25 protein-coding genes and 1 pseudogene are annotated in these 26872 nt (G+C 72.5%); 12 read left to right on the top strand and 14 right to left on the bottom strand.

Annotated elements, in window-relative coordinates; genetic code table 11:
• Positions 1–106 precede the first annotated feature (106 nt).
• Positions 107–3748: a cobaltochelatase subunit CobN gene (gene cobN, locus AOK03_RS15665; protein WP_055565865.1), complete on the top strand. Its 3642-nt coding sequence runs from the start codon at positions 107–109 to the stop codon at positions 3746–3748.
• A gap of 45 nt (positions 3749–3793) precedes the next feature.
• Here the strand turns inward: cobN and AOK03_RS15660 are convergent, their stop codons facing one another.
• A complete protein-coding gene (locus AOK03_RS15660) occupies positions 3794–5050 on the bottom strand; it encodes an amidohydrolase (protein WP_055565864.1) in 1257 nt (418 codons plus the stop codon).
• 139 nt (positions 5051–5189) lie between these two features.
• Here AOK03_RS15660 and AOK03_RS15655 point away from each other — a divergent pair, with 139 nt between their 5' ends.
• Positions 5190–5840 (top strand): histidine phosphatase family protein, encoded by a 651-nt coding sequence (locus AOK03_RS15655; RefSeq protein ID WP_055565863.1) that lies wholly within the window; start codon positions 5190–5192, stop codon positions 5838–5840.
• A gap of 2 nt (positions 5841–5842) precedes the next feature.
• Here the strand turns inward: AOK03_RS15655 and AOK03_RS15650 are convergent, their stop codons facing one another.
• On the bottom strand, positions 5843–6034 hold the full coding sequence (locus tag AOK03_RS15650) for a hypothetical protein (protein ID WP_055565862.1): 192 nt from the start codon (positions 6032–6034) through the stop codon (positions 5843–5845).
• 201 nt (positions 6035–6235) lie between these two features.
• Between AOK03_RS15650 and AOK03_RS15645 the strand changes: the two genes are divergently transcribed.
• The gene (locus AOK03_RS15645) at positions 6236–6439 is read left to right on the top strand and encodes a hypothetical protein (RefSeq protein WP_055565872.1); all 204 of its coding nucleotides are present in this window, start codon (positions 6236–6238) and stop codon (positions 6437–6439) included.
• A 96-nt stretch (positions 6440–6535) separates the two neighbouring features.
• On the opposite strand, the gene AOK03_RS15640 is transcribed toward AOK03_RS15645, so the two are convergent.
• The 3 genes from AOK03_RS15640 to AOK03_RS15630 form a co-directional block, all read right to left on the bottom strand.
• Complete coding sequence (locus AOK03_RS15640) at positions 6536–6733, bottom strand: hypothetical protein (protein ID WP_055565861.1); 198 nt, start codon at positions 6731–6733, stop codon at positions 6536–6538.
• Positions 6734–6897: 164 nt separating this feature from the next.
• Positions 6898–8097, bottom strand: coding sequence for a spore photoproduct lyase family protein (locus AOK03_RS15635; RefSeq protein WP_055565860.1), 1200 nt, complete (start codon positions 8095–8097; stop codon positions 6898–6900).
• A gap of 16 nt (positions 8098–8113) precedes the next feature.
• Positions 8114–8791, bottom strand: a complete 678-nt coding sequence (locus tag AOK03_RS15630; RefSeq protein WP_055565859.1) for a GntR family transcriptional regulator — start codon at positions 8789–8791, stop codon at positions 8114–8116.
• Between the two features lie 108 nt (positions 8792–8899).
• Between AOK03_RS15630 and AOK03_RS15625 the strand changes: the two genes are divergently transcribed.
• On the top strand, positions 8900–9433 hold the full coding sequence (locus tag AOK03_RS15625) for a YbhB/YbcL family Raf kinase inhibitor-like protein (RefSeq protein WP_055565858.1): 534 nt from the start codon (positions 8900–8902) through the stop codon (positions 9431–9433).
• A gap of 10 nt (positions 9434–9443) precedes the next feature.
• On the opposite strand, the gene AOK03_RS15620 is transcribed toward AOK03_RS15625, so the two are convergent.
• Positions 9444–10445 carry a LacI family DNA-binding transcriptional regulator gene (locus AOK03_RS15620; RefSeq protein ID WP_055565871.1) on the bottom strand — a complete coding sequence of 334 codons (1002 nt, stop codon included), beginning with the start codon at positions 10443–10445 and terminating at the stop codon, positions 9444–9446.
• A gap of 159 nt (positions 10446–10604) precedes the next feature.
• Here AOK03_RS15620 and AOK03_RS15615 point away from each other — a divergent pair, with 159 nt between their 5' ends.
• The gene (locus AOK03_RS15615; RefSeq protein WP_055565857.1) at positions 10605–11549 is read left to right on the top strand and encodes a carbon-nitrogen hydrolase; all 945 of its coding nucleotides are present in this window, start codon (positions 10605–10607) and stop codon (positions 11547–11549) included.
• 9 nt (positions 11550–11558) lie between these two features.
• On the opposite strand, the gene AOK03_RS15610 is transcribed toward AOK03_RS15615, so the two are convergent.
• The 4 genes and pseudogenes from AOK03_RS15610 to AOK03_RS15595 all read right to left on the bottom strand — a co-directional run bounded on the left by AOK03_RS15610 (position 11559) and on the right by AOK03_RS15595 (position 15210).
• Positions 11559–12131 (bottom strand): GNAT family N-acetyltransferase, encoded by a 573-nt coding sequence (locus tag AOK03_RS15610; RefSeq protein WP_055565856.1) that lies wholly within the window; start codon positions 12129–12131, stop codon positions 11559–11561.
• Positions 12131–13207, bottom strand: a complete 1077-nt coding sequence (gene tsaD, locus AOK03_RS15605) for a tRNA (adenosine(37)-N6)-threonylcarbamoyltransferase complex transferase subunit TsaD (protein ID WP_055565855.1) — start codon at positions 13205–13207, stop codon at positions 12131–12133. The genes AOK03_RS15610 and tsaD overlap by 1 nt, the downstream gene beginning before the upstream one ends.
• A gap of 103 nt (positions 13208–13310) precedes the next feature.
• A complete protein-coding gene (locus tag AOK03_RS40285) occupies positions 13311–14180 on the bottom strand; it encodes an alpha/beta fold hydrolase (protein ID WP_063792505.1) in 870 nt (289 codons plus the stop codon).
• A 28-nt stretch (positions 14181–14208) separates the two neighbouring features.
• A pseudogene (locus AOK03_RS15595) lies at positions 14209–15210 on the bottom strand (S8 family serine peptidase).
• 300 nt (positions 15211–15510) lie between these two features.
• Between AOK03_RS15595 and AOK03_RS45175 the strand changes: the two are divergent.
• From AOK03_RS45175 to AOK03_RS15570, 5 genes are all read left to right on the top strand, one after another.
• On the top strand, positions 15511–15729 hold the full coding sequence (locus AOK03_RS45175; protein WP_425264381.1) for a hypothetical protein: 219 nt from the start codon (positions 15511–15513) through the stop codon (positions 15727–15729).
• 64 nt (positions 15730–15793) lie between these two features.
• Positions 15794–16048 carry a hypothetical protein gene (locus tag AOK03_RS43445; RefSeq protein ID WP_055565853.1) on the top strand — a complete coding sequence of 85 codons (255 nt, stop codon included), beginning with the start codon at positions 15794–15796 and terminating at the stop codon, positions 16046–16048.
• 163 nt (positions 16049–16211) lie between these two features.
• Positions 16212–18461, top strand: coding sequence for a PIG-L family deacetylase (locus AOK03_RS15580; RefSeq protein WP_055565852.1), 2250 nt, complete (start codon positions 16212–16214; stop codon positions 18459–18461).
• A complete protein-coding gene (locus tag AOK03_RS15575; protein WP_244177628.1) occupies positions 18461–19576 on the top strand; it encodes an acyltransferase family protein in 1116 nt (371 codons plus the stop codon). The genes AOK03_RS15580 and AOK03_RS15575 overlap by 1 nt, the downstream gene beginning before the upstream one ends.
• 103 nt (positions 19577–19679) lie before the next feature.
• Positions 19680–20324: a DNA alkylation repair protein gene (locus AOK03_RS15570; protein ID WP_055565868.1), complete on the top strand. Its 645-nt coding sequence runs from the start codon at positions 19680–19682 to the stop codon at positions 20322–20324.
• Between the two features lie 45 nt (positions 20325–20369).
• On the opposite strand, the gene AOK03_RS15565 is transcribed toward AOK03_RS15570, so the two are convergent.
• From AOK03_RS15565 to AOK03_RS15555, 3 genes are all read right to left on the bottom strand, one after another.
• Positions 20370–21689: a cytochrome P450 gene (locus AOK03_RS15565; protein WP_079074739.1), complete on the bottom strand. Its 1320-nt coding sequence runs from the start codon at positions 21687–21689 to the stop codon at positions 20370–20372.
• 44 nt (positions 21690–21733) lie between these two features.
• A complete protein-coding gene (locus AOK03_RS15560) occupies positions 21734–22447 on the bottom strand; it encodes a tRNA-dependent cyclodipeptide synthase (RefSeq protein WP_157868952.1) in 714 nt (237 codons plus the stop codon).
• Between the two features lie 174 nt (positions 22448–22621).
• A complete protein-coding gene (locus AOK03_RS15555) occupies positions 22622–23290 on the bottom strand; it encodes a TetR/AcrR family transcriptional regulator (RefSeq protein ID WP_055565850.1) in 669 nt (222 codons plus the stop codon).
• Between the two features lie 59 nt (positions 23291–23349).
• Between AOK03_RS15555 and AOK03_RS15550 the strand changes: the two genes are divergently transcribed.
• Positions 23350–24879 (top strand): monooxygenase, encoded by a 1530-nt coding sequence (locus AOK03_RS15550; protein WP_055565849.1) that lies wholly within the window; start codon positions 23350–23352, stop codon positions 24877–24879.
• Positions 24792–25523 carry a sulfatase-like hydrolase/transferase gene (locus AOK03_RS45000; RefSeq protein WP_341845808.1) on the top strand — a complete coding sequence of 244 codons (732 nt, stop codon included), beginning with the start codon at positions 24792–24794 and terminating at the stop codon, positions 25521–25523. The genes AOK03_RS15550 and AOK03_RS45000 overlap by 88 nt, the downstream gene beginning before the upstream one ends.
• On the opposite strand, the gene AOK03_RS15540 is transcribed toward AOK03_RS45000, so the two are convergent.
• Entirely contained in the window at positions 25465–26841 is a 1377-nt protein-coding gene (locus tag AOK03_RS15540) for a class I SAM-dependent RNA methyltransferase (protein WP_055565847.1), read from the bottom strand. The genes AOK03_RS45000 and AOK03_RS15540 overlap by 59 nt on opposite strands.
• Between the last annotated feature and the right edge of the window lie 31 nt (positions 26842–26872).

The raw sequence follows: 26872 nt of genomic DNA, 5'->3' as shown, positions 1-26872 counted from the left end.
GCGGTCCCGCCACTGTGAGCCCCACCCGAGTGGGGTGAGCCAGGAACTCCTGCCGTCCATAACGACCACCCGGGGCGCGGACACCCCGAGGAAGGCCTGCGCCCGCATGCTTCTGCTGTTGTCGACCTCCGACACCGACCTGCTCAGCGCCCGCGCGGCGGGGGGTCCGGTCGACTACCGGTTCGCCAACCCCTCCCGCCTCGACCTCGACGGACTGCCCGCGCTGCTCGACGGCGTCGACCTCGTCGTCGTCCGCCTCCTCGGCGGCGTCCGCGCCTGGCAGGAGGGCCTGGACCAGCTCATCGCCACCGGCCTCCCGGTGGTCGTGCTCACCGGTGAACAGGCACCCGACGCCCAGCTCATGGCCTCCTCGACCGTGCCGGTCGGCATCGCCGCCGAGGCGCACGCCTACCTGGCGCACGGCGGCCCCGCGAACCTGGAGCAGCTGGCGCGCTTCCTCTCCGACACCGTGCTGCTCACCGGCCACGGCTTCGAGCCGCCCGCGGCCGCCCCGTCCTGGGGCCCGCTGGAGCGCACCGCCCGCGCCGACGTCGCCGACGGCACGGACAGCCCGACCGTGGCGGTGCTCTACTACCGCGCCCACCACATGAGCGGCAACACCGCCTTCGTGGACGCCCTGTGCGGCGCGATCGAGGACGCCGGGGCCCGCCCGCTCCCGCTGTACGTGGCCTCGCTGCGCGCCCCCGAGCCCGAGCTGATCGACGCGCTGCGGGCCGCCGACACCATCGTCACGACGGTCCTCGCGGCCGGTGGCACCAAGCCCGCCGAGGCCTCCGCGGGCGGTGACGACGAGTCGTGGGACGCGGGCGCGCTGACCGGCCTCGACGTGCCGATCCTGCAGGCGCTCTGCCTGACCGGGTCGCGCTCGGCCTGGGAGGAGAACGACGAGGGCGTCTCGCCGCTCGACGCCGCGAGCCAGATCGCGGTGCCGGAGTTCGACGGCCGCCTCATCACCGTCCCCTTCTCCTTCAAGGAGATCGACGAGGACGGTCTGCCCGCGTACGTCGCCGACGCCGAGCGCGCGGCCCGCGTCGCCGGAATCGCCGTGCGCCACGCGCGCCTCAAGCACATCCCGGCCGCCGACAAGCGCCTCGCCCTGGTGCTGTCCGCGTACCCGACGAAGCACTCCCGCATCGGCAACGCGGTCGGCCTCGACACCCCGGCATCCGCCGTGGAGCTGCTGCGCAGGCTGCGCGCCGAGGGGTACGACTTCGGCCCCGAGGCCGACATCCCCGGCCTGGTCTCCGGCGACGGCGACGAGCTGATCCGCGCGCTCATCGACGCGGGCGGCCACGACCAGGACTGGCTCACCGAGGAGCAGCTCGCCGCCAACCCGGTCCGCATCCCCGCCGCCGACTACAAGCGGTGGTACGCGACCCTGCCGCAGGAGCTGCGCGACTCCGTCGAGGAACACTGGGGCCCGCCGCCCGGCGAGATGTTCCTGGACCGGTCCCGCGTCGGCCAGGGCGGCGACCCTGAGGGCGACATCGTGCTCGCGGCGCTGCGCCGCGGGAACCTGCTCATCCTCATCCAGCCGCCGCGCGGGTTCGGCGAGAACCCCATCGCGATCTACCACGACCCCGATCTGCCGCCGTCGCACCACTACTTGGCCGCCTACCGCTGGATCGCGGCGCCCGCGTCCGACAACGGCTTCGGCGCCGACGCGATGATCCACCTCGGCAAGCACGGCAACCTGGAGTGGCTGCCCGGCAAGAACGCGGGCCTGTCCGCCGCGTGCGGCCCCGACGCCGCGCTCGGCGACCTGCCCCTGATCTACCCCTTCCTGGTCAACGACCCGGGCGAGGGCACCCAGGCCAAGCGCCGCGTGCACGCCACGCTCATCGACCACCTGGTGCCGCCCATGGCGCGCGCCGACTCCTACGGCGACATCGCGCGCCTGGAGCAGCTCCTCGACGAGTACGCGCAGATCAGCTCCATGGACCCGGCGAAGCTGCCGGCGATCCGCGCGCAGATCTGGACGCTCATCCAGGCCGCCAAGCTCGACCACGACCTGGGCCTGGAGCAGCGCCCGGACGACGACGGCTTCGACGACTTCCTGCTGCACGTCGACGGCTGGCTCTGCGAGATCAAGGACATGCAGATCCGCGACGGTCTGCATGTCCTCGGCAACCCGCCGGCGGGCGCCGACCGCGTGAACCTCGTCCTCGCGGTGCTGCGCGCCCGCCAGATCTGGGGCGGCACGACCGCGCTGCCGGGTCTGCGGGAGGCGCTCGGCCTCGACGAGTCGGCGGCGACGCGCGTCACCGCCGACGAGGCCGAGGACAAGGCCCGTGCCCTGGTCCAGGCGATGGACGACACGGACTGGGACCCGGCGGCCGTGGCCTCCGTGGCCGCGGACCACGGCGAGCAGGTCGCCGCCATCCTGGAGTTCGCGGCCCGCGAGGTCGTCCCGCGCCTCGCGGCCACCACCGCCGAGCTCGACCACGCCGTGCACGCCCTGAACGGCGGCTTCGTCCCCGCGGGCCCGTCGGGGTCCCCGCTGCGCGGCCTGGTCAACGTCCTGCCGACCGGCCGGAACTTCTACTCGGTCGACCCGAAGGCCGTCCCCTCCCGCCTCGCGTGGGAGACGGGCCAGGCCCTGGCCGACTCCCTCGTGGAGCGGTACCAGCAGGACAACGACGGCGACTACCCCACCTCCGTGGGCCTGTCCCTGTGGGGCACGAGCGCGATGCGCACCGCGGGCGACGACGTCGCCGAAGCGATGGCGCTGCTCGGCATCCGCCCCGTCTGGGACGACGCCTCGCGGCGCGTGACCGGCCTGGAGGCCGTTCCGTACGAGGAGCTGGGCCGCCCGCGCATCGATGTGACGCTGCGCATCTCGGGCTTCTTCCGCGACGCGTTCCCGCACACGATCGGCCTGCTCGACGACGCGGTGCGGCTCGCCGCCTCGCTGGAGGAGCCCGCCGACCGCAACTACGTGCGCGCCCACGCCCAGGCCGACCTCGCCGAGCACGGCGACGAGCGCCGGGCCACCACCCGCATCTTCGGTTCGCGCCCCGGCACGTACGGCGCGGGCCTGCTCCAGCTCATCGACTCCCGCGACTGGCGCACCGACGCGGACCTCGCCGAGGTCTACACGGTGTGGGGCGGGTACGCGTACGGCCGCGGGCTCGAAGGCCGCCCGGCCCGCGCCGAGATGGAGACGGCGTACAAGCGCATCGCGGTGGCCGCGAAGAACACGGACACCCGAGAGCACGACATCGCGGACTCGGACGACTACTTCCAGTACCACGGCGGCATGGTGGCGACCGTGCGCGCGCTGCGGGGCACCGCCCCGGAGGCGTACATCGGCGACTCGACCCGCCCCGAGACGGTCCGCACGCGCACGCTGGTCGAGGAGACCTCGCGGGTGTTCCGGGCACGCGTGGTCAACCCGAAGTGGATCGAGGCGATGCGCCGCCACGGCTACAAGGGCGCCTTCGAACTCGCCGCCACCGTGGACTACTTGTTCGGCTACGATGCCACGACCGGTGTCGTCGCCGACTGGATGTACGACAAGCTCACCGAGACGTACGTCCTGGACCCGACGAACCGCGAGTTCCTCCAGGAGGCCAACCCCTGGGCCCTGCACGGCATCGCGGAACGCCTCCTGGAGGCGGAGTCGCGCGGCATGTGGGCGAAGCCGGACCCGGCGGTGCTCGAAGCGCTGCGGCAGGCCTATCTGGAGACCGAGGGCAACCTGGAGGACGGCGGCGGCGAGGGCTGACCCTTCCGGTCACCCCCCGTCCACGCACCGCGGGCGGCCGTCACGTCACTGCGACGGCCGGCCGCCCAGCCACGCCAGCGCGCCGCTCGTCAGCGCGGTGACCCCGGTGGTGAGGGTCGGCTCGACGAGCGGCGCGAAGAACGGCGAGTGGTTGGACGGAATGTCCCGCTCGAACGTCCCCGCCTTCTGGGCGGCCGCGACCTCCGCCGGGTCGGCGCCGCCGAACAGCCAGTAGCAGAGGGGTACTTCGCGGTCCGCCGAGGTCGCGAAGTACCCGACGTCCTCGCTGCCGGTCACCGGCCCGGGATCGAAGACGCGGTCCTCCCCGATCACCGCGCCGACCGCGGCCATCGTCCGCTCCACCGCGTCGGCGTCGTTGTCGAGCACGGGGAAGGAGTCGATCTCCGTGATCTCGGGCTCCCGCTCCGCCCCCGCCGTGGCCGCCTCGCCCCTGACGATGCGCTCGACGGCGGCGAGCACCCTCGTACGGACCTCGGGCGTGTAGGTCCGGATATTGATCTTGAGCTCGGCCTCGTCGGGAATGATGTTCTCCTTGGTGCCCGCCTGGAGCGAGCCGACGGTCACCACGGCCGTCTCGCCGCCCGCGATCTCCCGGGACACGACCGTCTGCAGCCGCATCACGGTCGCGGCGGCCATCACCACGGGGTCGATCGACGTCTCGGGACGCGAGCCGTGCGCGCCCTTGCCGAACATCCGCACGCGCAGGGAGTCGGTCGCCGCGAAGGCGGGCCCGGGGTGCGCGCCGATCATCCCGGCGGGCAGCGGCGCGACGTGCTGCCCGAGCACGACGTCCGGCACGCCGAACCGCTCGTAGAAGCCGTCCCGGACCATGGCCTGCGCGCCCTTCGCGACCTCCTCGGCGGGCTGGAAGACGCCGACGATCCGGCCCGACCAGTCGGCGCGGGCAGCCGCGAGCAGTTGCAGCGCGCCCAGCAGACAGGTGACGTGCATGTCGTGCCCGCAGGCGTGCATCACGCCCTCGTGGACGGAGGCGTACGGCAGCCCGGTGCGCTCGGTCACGGGCAGCGCGTCGAAGTCGGCGCGCAGCAGGACGGTCGGGCCCGCGCCGTTCTCCAGGACGGCGACCACACCGGTACGGCCGACACCGGTCGTGACCTCGTATCCGTACGAGGCGACGCGCCGGGCGACCTCGGCCGCGGTGCGGTGCTCCTCGAAGGAGAGCTCGGGGTGGGCGTGCAGATCGCGGTAGAGGGCGGCGAGGTCGCCCTTGATGGCGTCGAGCCCCAGCAGGGCGGAGGAATTCCGTTCGGCGGCGGACATGTCACGCTCCTCTTCGATGGTGTCCCGCCACCTTACGGATGGGTTTGCGGGGTCTGTCGCGAAGTCTTGTGCGGCGTCTTCACGGAGCCCGTTCGAGGCGGCCGGAACCGGCACCGAACGCGAGGGCGTCCCTCCCCGCATGATCACTCCCTCGACCGGCGCGACCGGCCCGACCGCCACGCGCCACCTCTACATCACCCGGCACGGCGAGGCCACGCCCGACGAGAGCGGACTGACGCAGGCCGGACTCAGGCAGGCGGTCCTGCTCGGCGAGCGCCTCCGCGACATCCCCTTCGCGGCGATCCATCACGGCCCGCTCCCCCGGGCCGAACAGACCGCCGCCCTGATATCCGACCAGCTGAAGGGCAACGCTCCCCTGATCCGCTCGGCCCCGGCGGGCGACTACCTCCCCTATATCCCCGACAAGGAGGAGCTGCCCCCGGAGACGGCCGACGCGACACTGGAGCGCCTGGCCATGTTCCCGGCGGCGGAGCGCGAGGACGGCCCCGCCCTGGCCGCCGAGGCACTGACCCGGTTCACCGGCCCGGCCCCCGGCGACGAACCGCGCCACGAACTCCTCGTCACGCACAACTTCCTGACCGGCTGGCTGGTCCGCGCCGCACTCGACGCCCCACCGGCCCGCTGGCTCGGCCTGAACCACTGCAACGCGGCCCTGACGGTCATCCGCTACGCCCCGGGCCGTCCCGCCGCGCTCGCGCTCTACAACGACATGCGGCACCTCCCCGAGGAGCTGCGCTGGACGGGCTTTCCGCCGGAGCTGCGCGCCTGACCTCACACCACGGTGGGCAGGCCGATGTTGTTGACCAGCGGCCCCTCGACGGAGACCCCCTCATTGACGACGGTGTCGGCGACGGGCAGCGGCAAGGGCAACGGGCCGGGGTTCGCCGGGGCGTTGGCGGCGACGGCCGGAGCCACGGCGGCGGCGAGAACCAGGAGGGCGGGAACCAGGGCGCGACGGAACATGCGACAGCCTTACGAGGTAGGGAGGTTGGGTCATTCGGGCGAGAGGGAGCAATCAGGGACGACAACCCGTTCGTATGATCGTCGGTGGCGATCGGTGACCTCCTGACCGCGTCCGGGTTACACCCGGTGATCGGGCCGCGACCCCGGCCCGCACGCGCACGTTCCAAGGAGGCCGCAGTGAACGGCAGTTGGGTGCAGAAGATGTCCCGTTGGACGCTGGTCGCGGCAGTGGCGGCCGCACCGGCCGTCCTGTGCTCCGGCACGGCTCACGCCGACGAGACGCACGAGAACTCGCACAACGCACCCGTGGTCGCGCTGGTCAACACCGGCCAGATCGACGACCCGATGGAGGACGTGCTGGAGCACACGCTTCTCTTCGGCGACGGTTATCGGTGGGGTGGTTGAGGGCCTTCGCCACCGTGCGGTGAGCGGGCGAGGCGGCCCGTCCGGACCGCCTCGAACCGCCTCCCGTTCAGACCCTCTTCAGGCGCCTTCAGACCGTCACGGAGCGAGGCACGCCGCGCCCGGCACCTCCGCCGGGACGCCGGGGCTCGCCGGGTCGACGAGGGACGTGACGTCACCGGCCGACTGCGTCAGGCAGTCGACGGTCGCGACGGGGTCCGGCACGGCACTGGCGGGCACCGCGAGGACCCCCAGCAGCGTGACGGCACCGAGGATGACGGCGGCGGAGCGACGCATGTGAACTCTCTTTCGTTTGGGCTGAGTTGCCGACGGCTCGACGATCTTCGCGAGCCGCCCAGTGACTCCCCAGCCCGCCGAGCCGATACGCCCCATATCACCCGTTCGTGCAAGAGGTAACGATCCTCTGCCGCTTCTCCGGAACGCCAGAAGGCGTCCTGGCGTCAGAAGGCGTACCTGATGCGCAGCCACGGTGCGTGCGCCGCGAGCAGCTGCTGGATCCGCGCGAGGGCCTGCCGCTTGACCTCCTGGGCGTAGCGCACGTTGAGGGCGCCGTTCTGCGACCGCTTGGTCTCCTGCGCCTCCGGCTGCCACAGCACCTCCTCGGCGCGGGGATGCCAGCCCAGGTTGACCTCGTGGAGCCCCTGATTGTGCGTCAGCATGATGACTTCGGCGGCGGCCTGCTCCTTCACCCGGGCGGGCAGGACGTCGTCGAGGTGGTCGAGCAGCTCGGCCCAGTCCCGCTGCCATCCCTGGCGCAGCACGACGGGCGAGAGGTTGAAGTGCACCTCGTACCCGGCGTCGAGGAAGTCCGCGGCGGCGGCGATCCGTTCGCCGACCGGACTGGTGCGGATGTCCAGCAGCCGGGCGTCGGCGGGCGGCATGAGGGAGAAGCGCACGCGGGTCCGCCCCCGCGGGTCGAGCGCGAGCAGATCGGGATTGACGAACTTGGTCGCGAAGGAGGCCTTGGCGGTCGGCATGTCCCGGAACGCGGCAACGAGATCGGCGGTGTTGTCGCAGACCAGGGCGTCGACGGAACAGTCGCCGTTCTCGCCGATGTCGTAGACCCAGGCCGTCGGATCGCACTGGTTGGGCTCGGTCTTCGGGCCCTGGGCGCGCACGTGGCGCCGGACGTGGGCGACGATCGCCTCGATGTTGGTGAACAGCGTGATGGGGTTGGCGTATCCCTTGCGGCGCGGGACGTAGCAGTAGGCGCAGGCCATCGCGCACCCGTTGGAGGGGCCCGGGGCGATCCAGTCGGCGGAGCGGCCGTTGGGGCGGGTGGCGAGCGTGTGCTTGACGCCGAGGACGAGCGTCTCGGTCTTGATCCGGACCCACCGGCCGATGTTGCCGTCGTTGCCGTGCAGCGAGGGAATGAGCCAGTGCCCTTCGACCTCGGTCACGCGCACGTCCGGCGACAACCGGGCCATGATCTGCTGACCGCGCGGGGAGTCGAGGGCGGCGGGCTCGGCGTACACCTCACGCACGTCGAGCATCCGGCGCGCCTCCGGGCCGTCCCGGAAGGCGCCGCCGTCCGCTGGAGCGGTGTCCGACCATCCGAAGAGAGCTTGCTGCTCAGGCTTTACGGGACCGGGACCAGGGCCGACGCCAGGGGCAGGGCCAGGGCTGCCGGGATTCGTCACGGGCTGCCTTCCGTCGTCAGTCGGTCAGTCCGGCGGCGGTCAGGGTGAGGTGCTGGGCCAGCACCTCGGCCGCGGTGTCGGCGTCACGGGCCAGCGCGGCCTCCTCCAGCCGACGGTGTTCTTCGACGCCGTCCCGGTGCGGGTTGCGGTGCGTCGACCAGCGGCGCGTCAGCTCGCTCGCGGTCCACATCCGGTCGAAGGTCTCCAGCAGGACCTGGTTGCCGCACCCCTCCAGCAAGGTCCGGTGGAACACCCGGTGCGCCTCGGACCATGCGCTGCTGTAGTACTCGCCCTCCTCCGGCACGTACACCGGGGTGCGGGTCAGGCGGTGGTGGGCGGCCCGCACCCGGGCCTCCCAGTCGACGTCGCCGCGCTCGACGGACATGCGCAGCAGGAGCGGTTCGACGGTCCGGCGGGCCTCGGCGATCTCCTGCCAGCGGCGGTCGGAGTACGCGGGGACGGCGAAGCCGCGGTTGGCCAGCCGGTCCGCGAAACCCTCGCCGACCAGCCGCACGAGCGCCTCCCGCACGACGGCCAGGCTCACGCCCTGCTCCTTGGCGAGGTCCTGCGGCTTGAGGGCGGCACCGGGGGCGTGGTCCCCGCGCATGATCGCGTCCCGCAGGTGCGCGTGGACCTGCTCGGAGAGCATGCGCTTCGCCGGGGCGGTCGAGGTCGGGGCCGAATGCTGCGTCATGACTCCACCATAGACGATCCCTCGAATAATCGATTATTCGTGTTACTGTCGATTCATCGCCGAGCGACGTGACGTCGCGTCGCCAACGAACCCGAGAGGAACGGCTCAATGAGCACCAACGACCCCTTCGCACGCCTCCCCGAGGCGGCTTCCTTCGCCGTCACCAGCACCGACGTCGCCGACGGCGCCGCCTGGTCGCCCGAGCAGATGTCGGCGGGCGTCCCCGGAGGCAAGGACGCCTCCCCGCAGCTGTCCTGGAGCGGCGCCCCGGAGGGCACGAAGAGCTACGCCGTCACGGTGTACGACCCCGACGCCCCCACCGGCTCCGGGCTCTGGCACTGGGCGGTGGCCGACATCCCCGCCACCGTCACCGAACTGCCCGCGGGAGCGGGCGACGAGACGGGCTCGGGCCTGCCCGAGGGCGCCTTCCAGCTCCCCAACGACGCCCGCGCGGCGCGCTACATGGGCGCCGCACCCCCCGCCGGGCACGGCCCGCACCGCTACTTCGTGGTGGTGCACGCCCTCGACGTCGAGTCCATCGACGTGCCCGCCGACACGACCCCGGCCCTGCTCGGCTTCACGATGACCGGTCACATACTCGGCCGCGCGGTCCTCACCGCGACCGCGGAGAACGTCGCCTGACGAGCTGTTGTCAGGCCCCGCCGAGGGTCGAGGCGCGGGCCTCCAGGGCCCATTGATGGGTGCGGACCGTCGCCGCGTCCGTGCGGCCCGCGAGGATGTCGCAGAGGAGTTCCGCGCAGGCGCGGCCGTACGCCGAGGGGCGCAGGTCGACGGCGGTGACGGGCGGGCCCGCGCTGCGGGTGGCGGTGCCGTCGACGCAGGCGGCCACGTAGAAGTCCCGGCCCACGGCGCGGCCCTGGGCGGCCGCCGCGTGGAGGACTCCGGGCGCCGCGCCGTCCGGCGCGCAGATCACGGCGTCGGTCCCCGGCGCCGCGGCGAGCAGCGCGAGCGTGGCCTGCTCCGCCTCGCGGGCCGTGGCGGCGAAGGAGACCGTGCGGACCTCCACGGGCACTCCGTGCGCGCGCCCCCAGTCGTCGGCCGTGGCGTGCAGGGCGGCCGCCCACGCGGAGGTGTCGGCGGGCGCCAGCAGGGCGGGGCGGCGGGCGCCGCGCTCGCGCACGTGGTCCAACAGGGCCGTCAGCGAGGCGGAGTTGTCACAGATGACCGCGCCGCTGGGGGCGGGAGCCGACCCCAGGTAGCGCTCGCCGGTGACGACGGGGATGCCCGCGCCGAGCAGTCCGGGCACGGCGGGGTCGCCGATCTCGGGGTCGATGACGAGGAGCCCGTCGACGCGCGACGCGAGCGGCCCGTGCGCGCCGGTGGCGGGCGCGAGCAGGACGACGTCGAGCCCTTCCTCCTGGGCGCGGGCGACGGCCCCGAAGGCGAGGTTCATGTAGTAGTCGAGGCGCGTCGCGGTCTGCGGGAGGTGCAGTCCGATCGCTCCGGTGCTGGCCCGGCGGAGCCGGCGCGCCGCGCTGTTGGGCCGGTAGCCGAGGCGGGCGGCGACCTCGCGGACGTGCTCGCGGGTGGCCTCCGCGACCCGGCCCGCGCCCTGCAGGGCGTCGGAGGCGGTGCTCTTGGAGACTCCGGCGGCACGGGCGACGTCGAGGAGGGTGACGGTACGGGCATTCACGTGCCCGAAGTGTAGACGTACGGGATCAGCCTTGCCGGAACGTTCCGGCACGGTCTACATTCATGTGTGCCGGAACGTTCCGGCACCGTGTGCCCGGTCCCGTGCCGCGCCTCCCCGCCCGTCCGCCCCGCTTTCCCTGCTACTCGACTGGATGTCGTCATGCGCCTGATCACCGCGTACAACCCGCCCGCGTCCCCGACCAGGACCCGTCCCGCCGAGCGCGCCCCGCTCCGGGTGGCCGCCGTGCAGCAGCGCTGGCACCGTGACCCGGCCGAGCACCGCGCGGCCCTGCTTGAGGGCGTCCGCCTCGCGGCGGCCGAGGGCGCGCGGGTGGTGTGCCTGCAGGAGCTGACGCTGTCGCCGTACTTCGCGGTGGTCCGCAAGGCCGACCACCCCGCCCCGGCCGAGCCGGAGGACCTGCTCACCGGCCCGACGTTCGCCTTCGCCGCCGAGGCGGCCCGCGAGTGCGGCGTGTACGTGCACGCCTCGCTGTACGAGCGGGCTCCGGCGCCGGGCGGGGAGGACGACGGGCTCGGCTACAACACCGCGATCCTCGTCGCCCCCGACGGCAGCCTCGCCCAGCGGACCCGCAAGACGCACATCCCAGTCTCGGAGGGCTACTACGAGGACCACTGGTTCCGGCAGGGCCCGGCAGGCGACGACGCCTTCCCGGTGGTGCAGGTCGACGAGGCGCGGTTCGGTCTTCCCACCTGCTGGGACCAGTGGTTCCCGGAACTGGCCCGCGCCTACTCGCTGGCCGGGGCCGACGTCCTCGTCTACCCGACCGCCATCGGCTCCGAGCCCGGCCACCCCGGCTTCGACACGCAGCCGATCTGGCAGAAGGTCATCACCGGCAACGCGATCGCCAACGCGACGTTCATGGTGGTGCCCAACCGGATCGGCGCGGAGAACGGGCTCACCTTCTACGGGAGTTCGTTCATCGTCGACCCCTACGGGCGGGTCCTGGCGCAGGCCCCGCGCGACGAGCCCGCCGTGCTGGTCGCCGATCTCGACCTCGACGCCCGCCGCGACTGGCTGGAGCTCTTCCCGTTCCTCGCCACCCGCCGCCCCGACGCGTACGCGTCGCTGACCGTCGAGCCCTGAGGCGGCAGGTCAGAGGGGACGCGGGGCGGCGGCTCCGGCCGGGTGCCGGGGGCCGAGGTAGGCCGCGAGGCCGGTGCCTCCGGCAGCAGGATGGGTGACCGGTGTCCAGCCCGCCCGTTCGTAGAAGGTGCGGGCCTCTCCGGCGGCCACCGAGGTCAGCAGCCAGCAACGGCCGTCGGCCCGGTCCCTGGTCACCGCGTCCAGCAGCGCGGCGCCCGCTCCGGTGCCCCGGGCGCGGGAGGCGACCGCCAGCTCGTCCACCTCGCGGGCGCCGCACAGCCACGCGGCCGTGCGGTCCGCGCCGAGGGCGGCCGCTATCTGCGGGTAGCACCGGCCGGTGGGGAACGGCAGCGGAGTCGTCCAGGCCGTGGCCCAGCCGAGGACCGTCTCCCCGTCCAGCGCCAGCGCGGCGGTGAACCCGGGCCGGGTCGCGTCCTCCGCCAGTCGCCGCAGGTAGCCGTCGGCCTGCTCGGGCCCCTCGCCCCAAGGGGCACCTCCGAAGGCGTCCAGGTACACCGTGCGGACGCCTTCCGCGTACGACAGAAGGCGGCTTCCGGAGACGACCCTGATGTCGGCGGCCATCAGGCGGCCCTGTCGGCGGACTTCACCGACGGTCCGCTTCCGGGCACCGGCGTGAGCGAGGCGTGGTCCAGCGGCGCGGACGGGTCGATCGACACGTTCAGCGGCGCGGGCTCCGCCTCGGCGCGCACCAGCAGATCGCCGACGGCGGCGATCATCGCGCCGTTGTCGGTGCACAACGTCATGGGCGGCACCCGCAGTTCGATGCCTGTGGCCGCGCACCGCTGCTCGGCCAGGCCGCGCACCCGCGAGTTCGCCGCCACGCCGCCGACCACGACCAGCGTCCGCACGTCGTACGCGCGGCAGGCCGCGAGCGCCTTGCGGGTCAGCACGTCCGCGACGGCCTCCTGGAGCGCGGCGGCCCCGTCGGCAACGGACGGCTCCGCGCCCCGGAGGCGATGCCGCTCGACCCAACGGGCCGCGGCCGTCTTGAGCCCGGAGAACGAGAAGGCGTACGGGTCGTCGCCGGGGCGCGTCAGCGGTCGCGGGAACGCCACCGCCCGCGGATCCCCGTCCCGTGCCGCGCGGTCGATCGCGGGCCCGCCCGGATAGGGCAGCCCCAGGATCCGGGCGACCTTGTCGAAGCACTCCCCCGCCGCGTCGTCGAGCGTGTCCCCCAGGTGCAGGATCGGCTCGCGCACCAGGTCCCGCACCAGGAGCAGCGAGGTGTGGCCGCCCGAGACGATCAGCACCACGCAGGGGTCGGGCAGCGGGCCGTGCTCCAGTGTGTCGGCGGCGACGTGCCCGGCCAGGTGGTGCACGCCGTAGAGCGGGACCCCGGCCGCGTAGGCCAGGGTCTTGGCACCGGCCAGTCCCACTTGCAGGGCTCCGGACAGGCCGGGTCCCGTGGTGACGGCGACCGCGTCGATCTGGCCGAGCCGCAGCCCGGCCTCGTCGAGGGCCTGCCGGACGACCGGGGTGAACGCGTGCAGGTGCGCACGGGCCGCGATCTCCGGCACCACGCCGCCGAACCGCGCGTGCTCGTCCATGCTCGACGCCACCACGTGCGCGAGCAGCTTCCCGTCCCGCACGATTCCCGCACCGGTCTCGTCGCACGACGACTCGATGCCCAGCACCACGGGTTTGCCCGCCGCTCCGCCCACTGCACGCCCCTTCTGCACTACGTACGCAGTTGCAATATATGTGCAATAGGGGCGTGCCGTCAGGTCCTCCGGGTGTCTCTCACCCGCGGGGCGCGCCGCGCACGAAGCGCCGGAGGTGCGCGCGCACGGCGTCCGGCCGCTCCAGCCACGGCTCGTGACCGGCGCCTTCGATCCGGGTCAGCGGACGGTCGAGCGAGCGCGCCAGCGCGTCGAGCGCCGACATCGGGCGGGGGTCCTCGCCACCGCCGAGAAGTTCCGTCCGCGCGGGCAGCCGTTCGCGCAGCTCGGCCAGGTGCCCGTCGAGGGGGTCGGCACGTCCTGCTTCGCCGAGTTCGGCGTTCATGGTCCAGTTGACCGGGCGCCTTCGACGCGCGCCCCGAGCCGCCCACTGCCGACCGCGTTCGGGGTCCGCGTGGTCGGTGAACCAGGCCAGAGTGAGCAGCTCGACCTCCTGCTCCTCCGAGCGGCGCGGCAACTCCTCCAGCACGCGAAGCCGCTCCTGCTGCTCAGCGGTCATGCGCCGACTCCGCTCCGCCCGGTACCCGGCACGCCAGTCCCCCACGAGCGGCCCGCACATCAGCAGCGCCGCGGCCACCCGTTCCGAGTGCGCCAGACAGAACCGGGCGGCCAGGTCGGCGCCGTAGGAGTGCCCGATCAGGATGGCCCGGGGTGCGTCCCACGCGTCGAGGAGCTCGACGAGATCGCCGATGTGCCGGACGAGGGTGTGGCGCCCGTGCCACTGCGACCGGCCCGTCCCGCGCTGGTCGTACCGGTACACGGGTGCCAGGTCCGCGACCAGGGCGGCGACGTCGCCCAGGTAGTCGGGCAGACCGGGGCCGCCGTGGAGCAGGACCACGGGAGGCCGTGTCCCCGTGTCCCCCGACGCCGTCCAGTGCACCTGTGCCCCGTCGGAGAGCGAAGCGAGGCCCTGCTTCTCTGTCCATGTCACGACGGAGAAGCTACCTTTCCGGTACGCCTCACGGCTTCGCCGTGTTCACCGCCGCCTTCGCGTCCACGATCCCCAGCCCCAGCTTCGCGGGCTGTTCCGGGTTGGCCGCGCTGTCCCTGATCGCGCTCATGATCTGGTCGGGATCGCGGCCCTGCCGGCGCAGGAGGGCCGCCACGGCGGAGGCGTACGGCGCGGCCATCGACGTCCCCGAGAGGTCGCCGTACCCGGAGTCGTTCTTCGGCGTCTCCTTGGTCGTGTACGTCGGCAGGGTGGAGAGGACGTCCACCCCTGGCGCCGACACCGCCTGCTGCGCGCCGAAGTCGGAGAAGTCCGCTGGCTTTCCGTTCCGGTCGCTCGCCCCCACGACGAGGACCGGCGTCCGAACCTCGCAGGGCTGCAGCGCCGTGCCGTCGTTGCCCCGCGGCGGCGACCAAGACCGACCCCTTGCCGTGGGCGGTCTTGATGGCCTGGCTGAGGATGCCGCCCTTCAGCAGGCGGGCCGTCAGGCCGGATTCGCCGAGGAAGAGGTTGATGACGTCCGCGCCGTGCTGTGCGCCCAGACGATGCCCTGGGTGATGTGCGCGTCGCTGCCGCTGCCGTTCGGGCCGAGGACCCGTACGGGCGTGGTCTTCGCGCCCGGCGCGCCGCCCGCGATGCCGACGCCGTTGTCGGTGTGGGCCGCCGCGATGCCGGAGACGTGCGTGCCGTGGCCGTTCATGTCCTTGGGCTCGTCGTCGCCGTCGACGAAGTCGTGCCCGTCGACCAGCCGGCCCTTGAGACCGGGGTGGTCGGGATCGGCTCCGGTGTCGGCGACCGCGATGACCGTGTCGTCGTCCTTCGCCTTCTCCCAGCCGGCCGGCAGCTTCAGGGCTTCGAGCGCCCACTGCTGATCCCGCTTCGGGCCGGGCTTGCTGTCGCCGCCGTCGTCCCCGCACGCCGTGGCGAGCAGGGCGAGCGCGGTGGTCCCGACCGCCGCGGCGACCAGCCGTGCACTCCTCCCGCTCCGCACCTGCGCCGCCTGCTCCGTCATGGATGACCGCCCTCCTGTGTCCCACCGCCCCTGCGGCTCCCCGGGGACACGCGCCGCAGAGAGCGATCCGCACGGGTGAGACGTCGCGCCGCGGCCTCGGCGGGCCGGTCGGTCAGCCGGTGTGATGTGTCAGCGGTCCCTCTGTGACGCGTCATCAGGCGCTCCCCGCCCGGGGCTGTGAAGATCGGTGACCATGAGCGGCAGCGAGCAAGGGCCCACGGACAGCGGCTTGGCCTGGGACGACGATCAGGACTTCACCGACGCGGACGGGGCCTTCCGGGCCGCCTCACGCCGGGCCCGGTGACGGTCCCGGAGGGGAGCGTGGTGTGGGACGCGGATGCGTGCGGCTTCCTGGCCGACGGCTGTCCGCCCACCGCGCACCCGTCGCTGTGGCGGCAGAGCAGGCTGGTGGCGCGGCAGGGACTGTACGAGGTGGTCCCCGGGATCCATCAGGTGCGCGGCCTCGGCCTGTCGAACATCTCCTTCGTGGAGGGCGAGCGCGGCGTCACGACCCGCTGATCAGCGCGGAGGTGGCCGCCGCCGCGCCGGCGCTCTACCGCGAGAGCACCACGGGGCACGGCCGGTGACGGCGGTGATCGCCCCGGCGTCACGGCGCGGGGTGGTGCTCGGCGCGCCGGCCTTCGTCTACGCCCTCGCCGGGGCCCTGTCCCCCTGGACGGTCGGGCGGGTCGTCGACGCCGCGGATTCGGTCGCCGCCGGATACCGCGACGCGTTCCTGCTCACGTCGGCCCTGCTCGCCGTCACGGGGCTGCTCGCCCTGTGCCTCCCGCGCCCCGAACGCGACGCCCCGCGCCTGGCGAAGAGCCGGGATCACTGACCCGTCGCGGCGCGCGACGGAGGCCGACCCGGCGCCGTGAGGAAGATCACTGAGGACAACCCGCCGCATTCGCGCGTCATCTTCCCCGGTGATCAAGGAGTCCACGGCGGCAGCTCGTGAGCCGAGTGGCCGGTACGTCAGATGCAGATAGGCAACACCACCCATGCCCCCCGAAAAGCGCCTTCTCGCGCGCGCATCCCGTCGCAACGTCCTCGCGGCCACCGTGCTCGGTGTCGTGGCGCCCGCAGGCGTCGGCATAGGCATGGCCGTGCGCTCGAAGGGTGACACCGGCGACGTGCCCGTCACGCCGCATCAGTCACCGGACATGAGCACGGCCGCCCCCACGGGCACATGGGCGACCTCCGGACCGCAGCCCGAGACCGAGGAATCGGTCGTGCAGATCGTCGCCCACCCGGACGACGATCTGTTCTTCATCAATCCGGAGGTCGGACAGTCGCTGCGCAGCGGCCGTCCGTTGACCACGATCTACCTGACGTCCGGCGAGTCGAACGGCGTCAACGCCCCCAGGAAGGGCACGTTCCGGGGCATGCCCCGACCCGCGCGCGACGAGCGCAAGTACGCAAAAGCACGTCAGAACGGCATTCGCGCCGCCTACGCGGAGATGGTCACCGGACGTCCGGACCACCCGTGGCAGCGCTCCGTCATCCCGACGGAGGGCGGCGGCCAGGCGGAGCTCGACACCTTGCGGGGGTACCCCCACATCCGCCTCGTGTGGACCCTGCTGCACGAGGCGGGCAGCATCGCCGGGGACCGCCCGCACAGCATGCACGGGCTGTGGGACGGCCGCGTCGGCGTGCTCGGCTCGCAGCTGGTGCACGGCGGTCCGGTCACCCGCGACTTCTCGTACACGAAGGAGCAGCTCATCCGGACGCTGACGGGTTACCTCACGCGGTTCCGGCCGACGCAGGTCCGGATGCAGAACCCGACGCCGGGCCGTCTGGACCGCAACCTCAAGTGCTCCGACCACCAGGACCATCGCTTCGGCGCCCGGTTCGTCCAGCAGGCCCTCGCCCGGTACGCCGCCTCCGGCTCGGGTCCCCACTTCACCGTGCAGACCTACATGGGGTACTTCAACGGCGGTCTGCCCCAGGCCCTCGACCCCGTCTCCGGCGCGTCCAAGGCCCGCACCCTCGAGACGTACTCCTGGGGCGACGCCCCGCACGACTCCTGCAAGGACCCGGCGGGCTGCGGCGACCTCAAGGTCGCCGCGAGCCCCAAGCCCCGCTGGTCGCACAGCATCCACCACGCCGGGGACACCGGCGCCGACTGGCTGCTCGTGGGCAAGGACGACAGTCTGTGGGCCTTCGCCGTACTGGACGGCCGGATCGCGCACTGGCACCGGCCCGGCGGCAAGGGCGCGGGGTGGAGAGCGAGCCGCTGGAAGGGGCCCGTGTTCCAGGCGGAGACGGGTGTGGACACGGGGGTACGACCGGTGGCCCTCTCCGACGGACGCATCGCCGTCTTCGGTACCCGCACGCTGTTCGGCGACCAGCCGGCCGCCTACCGCAAGGAAGTGGGATTCGTCGTCCAGCAGGCCCCGGGCAAGCCCTTCGGCCCCTGGCAGTCGCTGGACAGCCCGGAGCTGTCCGACGAGGTCGGCACGAACGACATCAGCGCGCCCGCGGTCGTGGCGCACGAGGACGGCACGATGGCGGTGTTCGCGCGCAACAGCGGCCACCAGCTGACGGCGCGCGTCCAGCAGCCGGACGGCACGTGGACTCCCTGGCGCGGCCTGGGCGGTGCGGCCGTGCACGGCGATCCGGTCGCCGCCTTGGACGGCGCCGGGCGCGCCTACGTCCTCGCCGCCACCCCGCACAGCGTCCTGGCCTGGATCCAGGACGAGCCGGGTGCGGACGTCCGCGGCCCCCTGGCCACCGGCCTCCCCGCCACCACCCTGCCGTTGACCGTCCGGCAGGACGACGACGGTGTCCGGGTCTTCTACCGCGCCCCGAACTCCGGGAACGTGCGCTCGGCCCGTCTGCACGCGGACGGTCTCACCCCCTCATCGACCGAGCCGGGTCAGGTGCGCAGGTCGTCCACCGCGCACACGTCGACGTCCGTCACCGACCTGGGCGGGGCGGGCGGCTACGGCCCGGTGGGCGTCGCCTCGGACGACGGGGGCGGTGTCCTGCTCGCGGCCCGGACGGCCACGGGCGACGTCGCCACGGCCTGGAGCACGTCGGGCATCGCCAAGACCCGGCCGCAGTGGAACCACACCGGTGTGCTCCCCGCGGGCGCGCCGTCGAGTGCTCCGCTGGCGTCGGGCGGTGTCGTCCTCACGATGCTCGGCCTCGACAGCCGCCTGTACTGGACCCATGCCACGCGTGGAGGAGGTCGCCTGGCTCCCTGGCAGCCGGTGGGGTCCCCGACGGCGGGGAGGTCGAAGGCCTGATGCGGATGCCGACCCCCACGCGGCTACGGAACACAAAGAACTCGCAGCACTCACAGAACTCGAAGCGTCCACAGGACTCGCAGAACCCGCAGGCCCCACAGAACCCGCAGGACTCGCGCGACCCGTTCTTCGACAACGCCAAGTTCCTCCTGATCGTGCTGGTCGCCCTCGGCCACTCCTGGGAACAGATCGTCTCCGGCACGCACACGCTGCAGGCGGTCCACACCGTCGTGTACGCGTTCCACATGCCGGCGTTCATCCTGCTGTGCGGCTACTTCTCGCAGCGCTTCACCGGCCGCCCCGACCAGGTGCGCCGACTGATCGAAGGGGTGCTGATCCCCTACCTCCTGTTCGAGGCGGCGTACTCCGCCACGTACAGCGCGGTGCGGGGCGAGCCGTACGTCTTCACCCCCACGGAACCCACCTACCTCTGCTGGTTCCTCATCGCCCTGTTCCTCTGGCGCCTGAGCACCCCCCTGTGGCGGGCGATCAGCCATCCCGTGCCGATCGCCGTACTGATCTCCCTCGCGGCCGGACTCACGACGATGGGCTACGACCTGGCGCTGCCGCGCGTACTGATGTTCCTGCCGTGGTTCGTGCTCGGCCTGAACCTGCGCCCGGAGCACTTCGCCCTGCTGCGTACGCGAACGGCGCGCCGCTGTGGCGTGGTGGCGCTGGTCTGCGCCGGGGCCGGGGCGTACCTGTGGATCCCCGCGCCCGACGAGCACTGGCTGTCCATGGACGTCGGCTACACGGAACTCGACGTGAGCTGGCCGCAGTACCTGGCCGTGCGCGTCGGCATCTTCGCGCTCAGCGCGGTGCTGGTCGCCGCGTTCTTCGCCTGCGTGCCCCGCCGCCGAACGCTCTTCACCGCTCTCGGCGCCGCCACGATGTACCCGTACCTCCTGCACGGCCTCCTGATCCGCGCGGGCGAGGCGGCGGGCCTGTACCCGGCCCTGAAGGACCTGGGCGCGGTCGGCCAGATCCTCCTCACGCTCGGCGTCGTCACCACGGTGTTCCTGCTGTCGACTCCGCCGGTACGGAAGGTGTTCCGGCGGGTGGTGGAGCCTCGGCTGCCGCGGGGGGCCGTACCGGCGGGTGAGCGCTCGCGGTAGGCGCGGCGGAGGGCAAGGTGGAACGCGCTCCCGCATTTCGTGGACGGGACGGCAGGAGACCGAGGTGGCCGAGGTGACCGGGACGGTGGCGTTGAACGAGGTGATGGCCGAGCTGGCCGCGCTCGACGACCCGAAGACGCGCGAGGTGAACGCGAGGCACGGCGACGACCACGGGGTGAACCTCGGCAAGCTGCGCGCACTCGCGAAACGGCTGAAGACGCAGCAGGATCTCGCCTGCCGGCTCTGGGAGACGCAGGACACCGCGGCGCGGCTGCTGGCCCTCCTGATCTGCCGCCCGAAGACGTTCGAGCGTGACCGGCTGGACGCCATGGTGCGCGAGGCACGCACCCCCAAGGTGCACGACTGGCTCGTGAACTACGTGGTGAAGAAGAGCCCGCACGCCGAGGAGCTGCGCCGGGCCTGGTCCGCCGACCCGGATCCGGTGGTCGCGGGCGCCGGCTGGGCGCTGACCACCGAACGCGTGGCGAAGAAGCCCGAGGGCCTCGACCTCTCCGGGCTGCTCGACGTCATCGAGGCGGAGATGAAGGACGCCCCGGAACGCCTCCAGTGGGAGATGAACCACTGCCTGGCGCGGATCGGCATCGAGCACGCCGAGCACCGCACGCGTGCGCTCGACATCGGCGAGCGCCTGGAGGTGCTCAAGGACTATCCGACCTCGCCGGGCTGCACGTCTCCCTTCGCGCCCGTTTGGATCACCGAGATGGTGCGCCGCGGGCAGGGAAAGTAGGACCGCGGGGAGGCGGGGGCGGGGAGGCGGCCGGGCGGTGAGGCCTCACCACAGGACGGGAAGCCTCTCGGGCACCCGCTTGATGTTGCCCGTGCGCCACACCAACTGATCGGCGGGCAGGGCGAGTCGCAGCCGCGGCAGCCGCCCCACGAGGACGGTGAGGGCCTCGGCGGCGTGCACGCGGGAGATCGCGGAGGCGGGGCAGAAGTGGCGACCGGCCCCGAACGACAGGTGGTTGTTGCCCGTGCGGTCGAGGTCGAACCGCTCGGGGTCCGGGAACTGCCGAGGGTCGAAGTTCGCCCCCTCGACGCAGACCAGGACCAGCTCCCCCGCCCGCACCAGGACCTCGCCGACCCGGACGTCGGCCCGGGCGATCCGGGGCAGTCCGTCCCCGATCGACAGGGTGCACCGCATCAGCTCCTCCACCGCGCGCGGCATCTCCTGGGGGTTCTTCCGCAGGCGCTCCACCACGTCCGGGTGCTGGACCAGGGTGAGCACGGCGTGCAGCAGAAAGACGTACGTACTCATGGCACCGGCCCCGAACAGGGAGGTGACCGTGGCGGCGATCATCTCGTCGGTCAGATCACCGCCGTCACGCCGCGCATCGTCCCGCAGCTCGCACAGCCGCCGGATCAGTCCGCTCTGATCGCTGCGCGCCGCACGCACGTGCCGCAGGACGAAGGCGAAGTCCTTGTCCCAGTTGGCGGTGCAGCCGTCGAACACGACGGGGCTGGTGACGAAGCCGAGGTCGAGCCCCGACATGAGCCGCAGCCCGTCCTCGTAGGGCAGGCCGAGTACCTGGCAGACCAGGGCGGCGGAGTACGGCTCGGCGAACCGCTGCCGCAGATCCAGCGGGGCCCCTTCCTCGACCATGACGTCGACGAGGTCGTGCGCCCGCCGGGACATCCACTGCGCGGACGCGGGACCGGTCCTGGGCCCGAACGCGCGGAGCACCTCCTGGTGCAGACCGGCGCTGTTGACGTTGCCCATGGTGTTGACGGCCGAGGCGGGGATCGTCAGGGCGTACTGCCGCGGCACGTCGGGAGCCGCGGTGTCGCGCAGGCTGAAGCGGTCGTCCTCCAGCACCTGCCGGGCCAGCGCGTAACTGGTGACCAGCCAGGCGTCGTCGCCGGTGAGGGTCCGGATCCGGGCGATGGGGCTGTCCCGGCGCAACTCCGCGCACTCGGCGGGTACGACGTCGCCGCGCCGGGACAACGGCCACTGCACCGGGGCGTACGGGCAGGAGGTGTCTCCTGCCACGGAGGAGGCGGCGCTCGCGACGGACGCGGACGAGGCGGACGAGGTGGACGAGGTGGACGAGGTGGACGCCGACGAGGTGGACGGGCTGGACGGGCTGGAATCCATGACGACCTGCTTTCTTCTGCGGACCCCCGGGCCCTGCGGACGGGTCATGCGAGGCAGGCGGCGACGATGGCGTACCCCTGGGTGTCGGCCGGGCGCAGCAGCCCCGTCGGGCGCTCGCCGAACAGCAGGCGCCCCAGCGCCAGGACGGTGTGATAGCAGTGGACGGACGAGTCGACGCCCAGGATGTGGGGGGTGTCGACAAAGAACGGCAGCTCGGCGTTGACGTAGTCGAGCGCCGCCTCGGTCTGCGCGGGCAGGGGCAGCGCGCCGGGCGCCAGTCGTTTGGCGAGGAACTGGTGGGCCATGGCGTCCCGGACGGACCGCAGTTCCATGTCGGTCTGCAGCGCGGTGCGGACCTGCGCGCGGACCTCGCGGTATCCGGGCTGGTCCAGGAAGTCGGACAGCGGCCGCACCCGTACGCGCCCCGCGTCCGGACCGACGTCCTCCAGGGCGCCCTTGATGCGCCGCCGGACCCCGCGCAGTTGCTTGGCCGCGCTCCGGCGCGCGGCAGGCCGCTCGTAGCCGAAGGCCTCCAGCATCGCCTCCAGGGCGACATCGGCGTGCACGACGTCCACGACCTCGAACCGGTCCACCGCCCACGCCATCACCTCGGCCAGACACCGCCGGGTGAAGTAGCTGTTCCCTGTGCTCACCCCGAACAGCGCATGATCCCCGCGCCGAAGAAGGTCTCCGCTCCGCATGCCCACGGGCACGATGTCCAAGTCGTTCTCGATCAGGGCCGGTTCGCTGTGGGGCACCACGGCTCCTCGCTGTCGCCTCGATGACGAATATGCGATTCAGGTATGCCCATGAAGAGTGCCAGGAATGTGGTCAATTCCCCGAAGTGGTGACGCAGAGTGAGCTCCCGGCGCGCGCAACACCCCTAAGACCGCCGGAACCGCCCCCTCTCCCCCTCCGCCCCTCGCCCTGAACTACGCCGCGCGGGGCCGCAGGTGACGCAGCCCTTCGATGTGGACATCCAGCGCGAATTCGAAGTGGGCGTCGAAGTCTGTGCTGGTGAGCACGGGCAGCGTGGCCGCGAGGTGCGGGTACGAACCGGCCAGCACAGCGCTCCGCAGGCGGTCCGGGTCCTCCGGCGTCCCGTTCTCGAGCGGTGCGGTGGCGGCCTGCTCCTCCAGCGTGTGACCGAGCGTGAAGTTGACCATGGCCATGAGGGTGCGGGCCGCGTCCTCGTCCTTGAACCCGGCCTCCCGGAGCACACCGAGGACGGACTCGGCGAAGGCCAGCGTGTGCGGACCGACCGAGTGGGTGCCGCCGAAGACCCTGGCACCGTCACGGTGGGCCAGGAGCGCCCGGCGCATCGCACGGGCGAGCGCCCGCAGGCGTTCCGCCCAGTCGGCCGCCCCGGGTGACACCTGGACGTCGCCGAGCATGCGTTCCGCCATGGCGGTCAGCAGGTCCTGCTTGGTCGTGAAGTGGCGGTAGAGCGCCCCGGCCTGGACGCCCAGCCTGTCGGCCAGCCTGCGCATCGTGAGCGCTTCGAGGCCGAGCTCGTCCAGCAGTTCCAGGGCGGTCCCGACGGTTTTCGCGCGGTCGAGGCGCGCCGGTCGGCCCCTGTTCGGGATTGACGGAGAGGTCATGCCCCCAACTATAGTGAACATCGTTCACGTGAACACCGTTCACTAATGAGGGAGCAGTCATGGAACCTGATGTCATCGTCGTCGGCGCCGGGCCGACCGGCCTCATGCTCGGGTGTGAACTCGCCCTGGCAGGCACTCGGGTGCGGATCGTGGAGCGCCGTGCGGAGGCCACCCGGAACTCCCGGGCCCTGACGCTGCACCCGCGCAGCCTGGAGCTGCTGGACATGCGAGGCCTCCTGCCGCGCTTCCTGTCGTCGGGCAGGACCCTGCCGGGCTGGCATTTCGCCAATCTGCCCACCCGGCTCGACTTCGGCGCGCTGGACAGCCGCCACGGCTACACGCTGTTCCTGGCCCAGGCGCGCACGGAAGCCCTGCTGGAGGAGCGGGCCCGCGAACTGGGCGTACGGATCGACCGCGGGCACGAGGTCCTGGCACTCGCACAGGACGACACGGGCGTATCGGTCGATCTCCGTGACAGCGACGGCCGGGCCACCACGTCCCGGGCGCGGTACGCCGTCGGATGCGACGGCGGACGCAGCGCCGTGCGGCGGGCCGCCGGCATCGGCTTCCCCGGCACCGACGAGACCCTCACCGGCGTACTGGGCGACTTCGCGACGGTCGGCGCCTCCCCCGAGGCCCTCGAAGCCGCACGGGCGAACGGCGTCATGGTCGTACCGCTGGAGGCCGGACTCACCCGCCTCGTCTACATCGACCCCCAACGCATGCGAGCCCCCGCCGACGAGCCCGTGACACTGGAGGAGTTCCGGGACGCCCTGACACGCATCTGCGGCGGCGACTGCGGCATAGCCGACCCGCGGTGGCTCTCACGCTTCGGCAACGCGACCCGCCTGGCCGAGCGCTACCGCAGCGGTCGCGTCCTCGTGGCGGGCGACGCCGCACACATCCACTTCCCGGCGGGCGGGCAGGGCCTGAACACGGGTCTGCAGGACGCCATGAACCTCGGCTGGAAGCTCGCCGCCGAGATCAACGGCTGGGCACCCGGCGATCTGCTGGACAGCTACGAAGAGGAACGCCGCCCGGTCGGACAGGCGGTCACCGAGAACACCTCGGTCCAACTGCTCCTCACGGAACTCACCCTCACCCCACAGTACGAGCGGCCCGCGACGGCCCTGCGCACACTGCTCGACGAACTGCTCGGCGTCCAGGACGTCAACCGACTCCTCGCCGACCGCGTCTCCGCGCTGAGCACTGCGTACACATCACCCCGGCAAGACGCCCACCCCTTGACGGGCCGCCGCATGCCGGACATCGAACTGAACACGGCCGACTCGAAGAACACCCGCGTCCACGAACTGCTCTCACCGGCCCACTTCGTCCTGATCGACTTTACGGAACACGACGGCGGGCAAGGCCAGTCGACGGAGAACGAGGAAGGGCCCCGGCCCCCGTACCTCACCGCGGCAACCGCATCACCGAACGCCACCCGCGACGATCTGCACGAAGCAACAGAGATCCTGGTCCGCCCCGACGGCCACATCGCATGGGCCACCCGAACCACCGACGCGGCCACCCGCCGGGCCGAGCGCACCGAGGCCCTGACGACCTGGACCGGAAGCCCCAGGCCCTGAGTACGACGTGCGGCCGGTCGCCGTTCCGGTGTCTTTCCCACCCGTTGCACGCCGCGCTCGCACCGTTCTCCCACCCTTCTCCGGCAGGGTCGAAGGGCAGGGAGTCGTTCCGTCACGCCGTCCAGGAGGGGATCCGTTGGCCATCGCAGGCACTCGCAGCAAAGTTCCCCTGTGGCTGGCCAGGGGCGCCCTCGCGGCGTCCGGTCCGGTCGCGTGCAATAACAGCGAAGGCGGTGAGGCGCGCCCGGCCGATGCGAGCGCGGGCGCGTCGTCCGGGCGTCCGGGCGTCCGGGCGTCCGAACACCGTGTGGGTCCTCACCGACGATCTCTCGTCGGCCCTGGTGAACCACATGCCGCACGTGAAGGCCATGCAGAGGGCCGGACTGTCCTTCTCCAACCACACGGTGACGGACTCGCTGTGCTGCCCCTCCCGTTCGTCCATCTTCACCGGCAAGTACCCCCACAACACAGGGGTGTTCACCAACACACCGCCCGCGCTCATCCCGGCATCCCGGCATCACGCCGCCCGGATCGGACAGCGTGGCCCCTCGGGCGCGCGTCGTGCACACCAGGTGCACCGGCAGGTCAGCGGCCCTTCTCAGCAGGCTCAAGGATCGCCACGCACTCCACATGATGCGTCATAGGAAACAGATCGAACGCCCGAAGCGTCCGCACCCGGTACCCGCCCTCACGGAAGTACCCGAGATCCCGCGCCAGCGCAGCCGGATCGCACGCCACGTACGCGATGCGCCGCGCGCCAAGGCCCACCAGGTGCTTCACCGTCTGCTTGCCCGCGCCCGCGCGCGGCGGGTCCAGGACGATCAGGTCGGCCTCGGTGATGCCGGTGCGCGGGAGGATCGATTCGACCTTGCCCTGTTCGATGCGGACGCGGTCGAAGGACGCCAGGTTGTGGCGGGCGTCCTCCACCGCGCGCTTGCCGGACTCGATGCCGAGCACCGCGCCCTTCTCGCCGACGCGGTCGGCCAGCGCGCCCGCGAAGAGGCCGACGCCGCAGTAGAGGTCGAGGGCCGTGTCGCCCTTGCGCGGGGTGAGGCCCTGCATGACGGCGAGCATCAGGGTCTCCGCCGCCTTCGGGTGGACCTGCCAGAAGCCGCCGCTGCCGACGCGGTAGGTGCGGCCGTCGGCGCGTTCGCGGACGAAGGGGCGGCCGTGGACGCGGTGCGTTCCGCCGTCCTTCTCGCCCACCCGCATCACCGACACCGGCTTGTCCAGCTCCACGATCGGGAGGCGTGCGCCGGGCTTCGGGGAGAGGATCACCTGGCGGTCCTGGGAGCCCGACGCCGCGATCGCCTCGACCGTCGCCATGCCCGACCAGTCGCGCTCCTCGATGCCGAGCTCGGAGACGCCGGGCGCCGCGATCATGCAGTGCTCGATCGGCTCGACCTCGTGCGAGCGGTGGCGGCGCAGACCCGCCTTGCCCGTCGAGGCGTCGACCGCGTACTGGACGCGCGTGCGCCAGGCCGGGACCTCACCGGCCGGGAGCTTGTCGCCCTCCGCCGGCATGACCGTGCCGTCCCAGCCCGCCTCCTCGGGGGTGAGCCCGGCGAGGCGCTGGAGCTGCTCGGCGATGACCTCGCCCTTGAGGCGGCGCTGCGCGCCCGGCTTCGCGTGCTGCCAGTCGCAGCCGCCGCAGCGGCCCGGGCCCGCGTAGGGGCAGGGGGCCTCGACGCGGTCCTTCGAGGCCTCGACCACCTTTACCGCGTCCGCCCGCAGGAAGCGTGCGCCCTCCTCGCCCTCCGTCACCCGCGCGACGACCTTCTCGCCGGGCAGCGCGTGCCGTACGAAGAGCACTTGGCCCTCGTCCGTACGGGCGATGCAGTGACCGCCGTGCGCGACGGGGCCGATCTCGACCTCGTACTCCTGGCCGATCAGCGAGACGCTCGCCTGGGAGGCGTCCGCCGACGAGTTCCCCGCCTGCGTTTTCTTCGGTTCTGCCTGCATGGCGGGGTGACTCCACTACGTAAAAGTAAAA

This window comes from Streptomyces atriruber (assembly GCF_001418325.1).
Classification (GTDB): Bacteria; Actinomycetota; Actinomycetes; order Streptomycetales; family Streptomycetaceae; genus Streptomyces; species Streptomyces atriruber.
This window is presented reverse-complemented; position numbering and strand designations above follow the sequence as displayed.